A 3,126-nucleotide genomic window follows, 5' to 3' on the forward strand; every position below is an offset into this window, starting at 1 on the left:
ACAGCAAAATAACCAGCACAGACCCCAGGTGGCGGACGTCTTGCCCCATGTATCGCTGCCACCCGAGCATTCCGCCGACCAGCATCAATAGCGCTGCGAGACACAGATAAACTGCCCACAGTAAGTACCCAAAAATGACTTCTACTGGGGCAGCTACGTCAGGTGGCAGCATTTAGCTAGCCACCCAGTTGATGAGGGTGACCGCTGATGCGATGACCATTGCGCCGATCATGACAGCGGCCATTTTCTTCGGTGATTCAATGTTGCCGTGGTTGTATTTTTCCCAGCCCATCATCCCCCCGGCGACCATCATGGCGAACGCGCACGACAGGTATGCGCCCCACATAATCACGCCACCGATCTTTTGATCCTTGCCGTTGAGATCAGGGGAGATCGGACTGAAGTTCGTCAGGCCAGCAGCAATGTGCTGTACAGAGTCATGAACAGCGGTAGCAGTTGTTGCATCAATCATTAGTGTTTTCCTTTTCATGTAGGTAGATGCGCGCGGAATCCACGATTTTTTGCCCTAATTCGGCAACCCCATACGGGACAACATCACTGGTAGAACGTCGTTTTTTCGGTGGTATGTCACCAGGCCACCACTCCGGTAGCTCCGATGCACGAGCCAATGGCCACTGCGCAACCCACGGCAGTCGCCACACTTCTGGTGCGATACCGGATACGGTCGTGGCCCACCCACGGACTTCACGATCAACTCGCCGTGCCCGAGCCGGTGGCATTAGCACAACCCCTAGAACCTCATGAGCGGCTAGTGCATCATCGGTGTGCCACTGGCGAAGCAAATCAGCCGCCGCATCCAGGCCGGACATTGTTTCGCGTGCCACGATGACGACGAACGGTGATCTGTCACCGTCAATGACCGGCCAGGATTGACCGCAATCAAATGCCGGGGCCAGAGACGATGCCAGGAACGTAGTCCCGGCCCCACCATGTGCGCCGACACACCACACCAACGGTGGTGTCGGCGGGCTGAAGTCCGTCAGTGGGTGCGGAGAAGCCGCAGGCTGCAAGGTAGTCATACGATCCATTAGCCCGCGTCCTTTCGCAGTGCCATCTCGGATACCCGCCACCCGGCCCCAGTGTTTTCTAGAGCGGCCTTCAGGCGGTATTCACGCTGTGTGCCGTCCGCGTCAAGGACGTATGCGGTGAGTGCGTACAAATCGCCGTCGATGGGTCGGACAACCACACAATGGTGTGAGGATTCTGGTACTGCCTCGATCGACGCGGCCAATGTGTCTTGATCTAGTGTGCTGGTCGGTGCGTACAGGCTGGTGACCGCATCAACATCACGATCCACGTAATAGGCGTGCTCTAAAGCCACGAGTGTGCCAGGAGCGGTAGACCGATCACCAGCATCTCGCACACCACCTAGATCGGTGCACCACTGATTTATTGCGTCATCATCGGTAACCGCCGCAGCCTCGGGTGGTGGTGTTTCCGTCTCCGAGGCGGCAGTATTAACCGCTGCCGTGTCTTCCGGTGACGGGGTGCGCTGTGATAGCAAAAACCACACCGAGCCGGCGACTGCCGTAACGAGTACTAACGCCGCAGCAGCAGCAAGCGCGGCTCTCCCCTTATGGCGCGGCGCGGGCGTGTCCTCGGGTGTCGTATCCGCTGCGGCGAGTTCATCAGATGGGGGAGGAGCCGGAGTGAAATCAGCTAGCCAATCACGCCAATTATCAATCTGCGGGCGGTCGGATGAACCATTCATGGTTTAACTACGCGCCGTTGTTATGGTGGCAGTCACGTCACCAGCGGCGATAGTAGTTTTTTCGGGAACATCAACACGTGGGGCGTTGCTCGCAGCCCACTCGGCTAGCGGGGCTACGAGGCGTGTGTCGACTGTGCGTGACACACCGTGATTTGTCACGGTGACGATGCCTTCACGATTCACTGCGTGCAAATCGGCTGCGACAGCAGCGATTGGTGTAGCAAGGTGTCCGGTGACATGCAGGCCGCTGGCGTCCTCAACAGCGGTAACTGCGCCGTCTCCTGATCCTGATAGCTCGATGCGCGCGAGTTCCTTTGCGTTATCACCAGGTACATACGGAGCCGGAGCAGGGGCAGGCGCGGGAGCAGGTGCGGGAGCCGGGGCCGGAGCAGGGGCCGGAGCCGGAGCGGGAGCCGGTGCCGGAGCAGGGGCAGGCGCGGGAGCCGGTGCCGGGGCAGGGGCCGGAGCAGGGGCCGGAGCCGGAGCGGGAGCCGGTGCCGGAGCAGGGGCAGGCGCGGGAGCCGGTGCCGGTGCGGGAGCCGGGGCCGGGGCAGGCGCCGGAGCAGGCGCGGGAGCCGGTGCGGGTTCGGGTGCGGGAGCCGGTGCGGGAGCCGGTGCGGGAGCCGGTGCGGGTTCGGGTGCCGGGGTCGTTGTTGCCGTCACCCCTGACTGCACTGGTGCAGTGGTCAGACCGGCTCCATCGTCGGCAATAACTTCCTTGGTTACTACCGGCTTCGTCGTTGCTTTGTCAGCGGATTTATCCTGAGCGGCGACAGTTGCTAGACCATCCTGAGCGGCAGCTAAGGGAGCTGCAGGGGTAAGTAAAACGGCTGCTGCGGCGGCGGCAGCTATACGGCGAGCGCGCATAAATAGTCTCCTAATTCTGAGGGTTTGATGAGAACGTTACAACAGTGTCGTTCAGTCTCGAACATGTAGGCGGCCCCTAGATGTGTGTACCGCTTGAACTCGTTACCACGATACCATTAATGGTATCGTGGTTGCTAGGAATCCAGTGGGGAGGAATTAGCTCAGCGCTACCCTTTATGTTTCGCTATGTACCCCTGCATGAGGTCTTCGACTACTTCGGTGACGGTCCTGTCCTGGTCTAGGACCACCTTCCGAAAAGCGATATACACATCCTTGTCCAGGTTGAACGATGTGCTTTTCAGTTGCCGGGGTTTCCGTGACGCATTGGAGGTCGAGTCTTCCGGCGACATAATTTTTTTACTCCTACAATTACTGTCATCTGGCCCAGTGCCGACCTTGGCACTGGGTGCTACCAAATGTGGAGCAAATGACAAAAGTGTAACTAATACGCTAAAATCAGCTTACCTAAAATAAAAAAAGCACTGCAAGGCCGGCCAGCCTTACAGTGCTTGCTTACCCCCCGATAT

4 protein-coding genes are annotated in these 3,126 nt (G+C 58.9%); 1 reads left to right on the plus strand and 3 read right to left on the minus strand.

Going from position 1 to position 3,126, the window contains the following annotated elements; translation table 11 throughout:
- Positions 1-172: 172 nt before the first annotated feature.
- Genes QWU44_RS11620 through QWU44_RS11630 form a run of 3 tightly spaced genes read right to left on the minus strand, consistent with a single transcriptional unit; the run spans position 173 to position 1,732 of the window.
- Entirely contained in the window at positions 173-472 is a 300-nt protein-coding gene (locus QWU44_RS11620; RefSeq protein ID WP_370915838.1) for a hypothetical protein, read from the minus strand.
- Complete coding sequence (locus QWU44_RS11625) at positions 465-1,049, minus strand: DUF6668 family protein (RefSeq protein ID WP_370915839.1); 585 nt, start codon at positions 1,047-1,049, stop codon at positions 465-467. Before QWU44_RS11625 ends, QWU44_RS11620 begins: the two co-directional genes overlap by 8 nt.
- Positions 1,049-1,732 (minus strand): hypothetical protein, encoded by a 684-nt coding sequence (locus QWU44_RS11630; protein WP_370915840.1) that lies wholly within the window; start codon positions 1,730-1,732, stop codon positions 1,049-1,051. Before QWU44_RS11630 ends, QWU44_RS11625 begins: the two co-directional genes overlap by 1 nt.
- A 232-nt stretch (positions 1,733-1,964) precedes the next feature.
- On the opposite strand from QWU44_RS11630, the gene QWU44_RS11635 reads away from it, so the two are divergent.
- Positions 1,965-2,498 carry a hypothetical protein gene (locus tag QWU44_RS11635; protein ID WP_370915841.1) on the plus strand — a complete coding sequence of 178 codons (534 nt, stop codon included), beginning with the start codon at positions 1,965-1,967 and terminating at the stop codon, positions 2,496-2,498.
- The last annotated feature ends 628 nt before the right edge of the window (positions 2,499-3,126 follow it).

It is taken from the genome of Corynebacterium sp. CCM 9203, from assembly GCF_041357675.1.
In the GTDB taxonomy this organism is placed as follows: domain Bacteria; phylum Actinomycetota; class Actinomycetes; order Mycobacteriales; family Mycobacteriaceae; genus Corynebacterium.

What these genes read in the sequence shown, in the direction of transcription:
- QWU44_RS11630 (WP_370915840.1), bottom strand. Translation starts at nt 1,732, where the DNA reads ATGAATGGTTCATCCGACCGCCCGCAGATTGATAATTGGCGTGATTGG.
- QWU44_RS11625 (WP_370915839.1), bottom strand. Translation starts at nt 1,049, where the DNA reads ATGGATCGTATGACTACCTTGCAGCCTGCGGCTTCTCCGCACCCACTG.
- QWU44_RS11620 (WP_370915838.1), bottom strand. Translation starts at nt 472, where the DNA reads ATGATTGATGCAACAACTGCTACCGCTGTTCATGACTCTGTACAGCAC.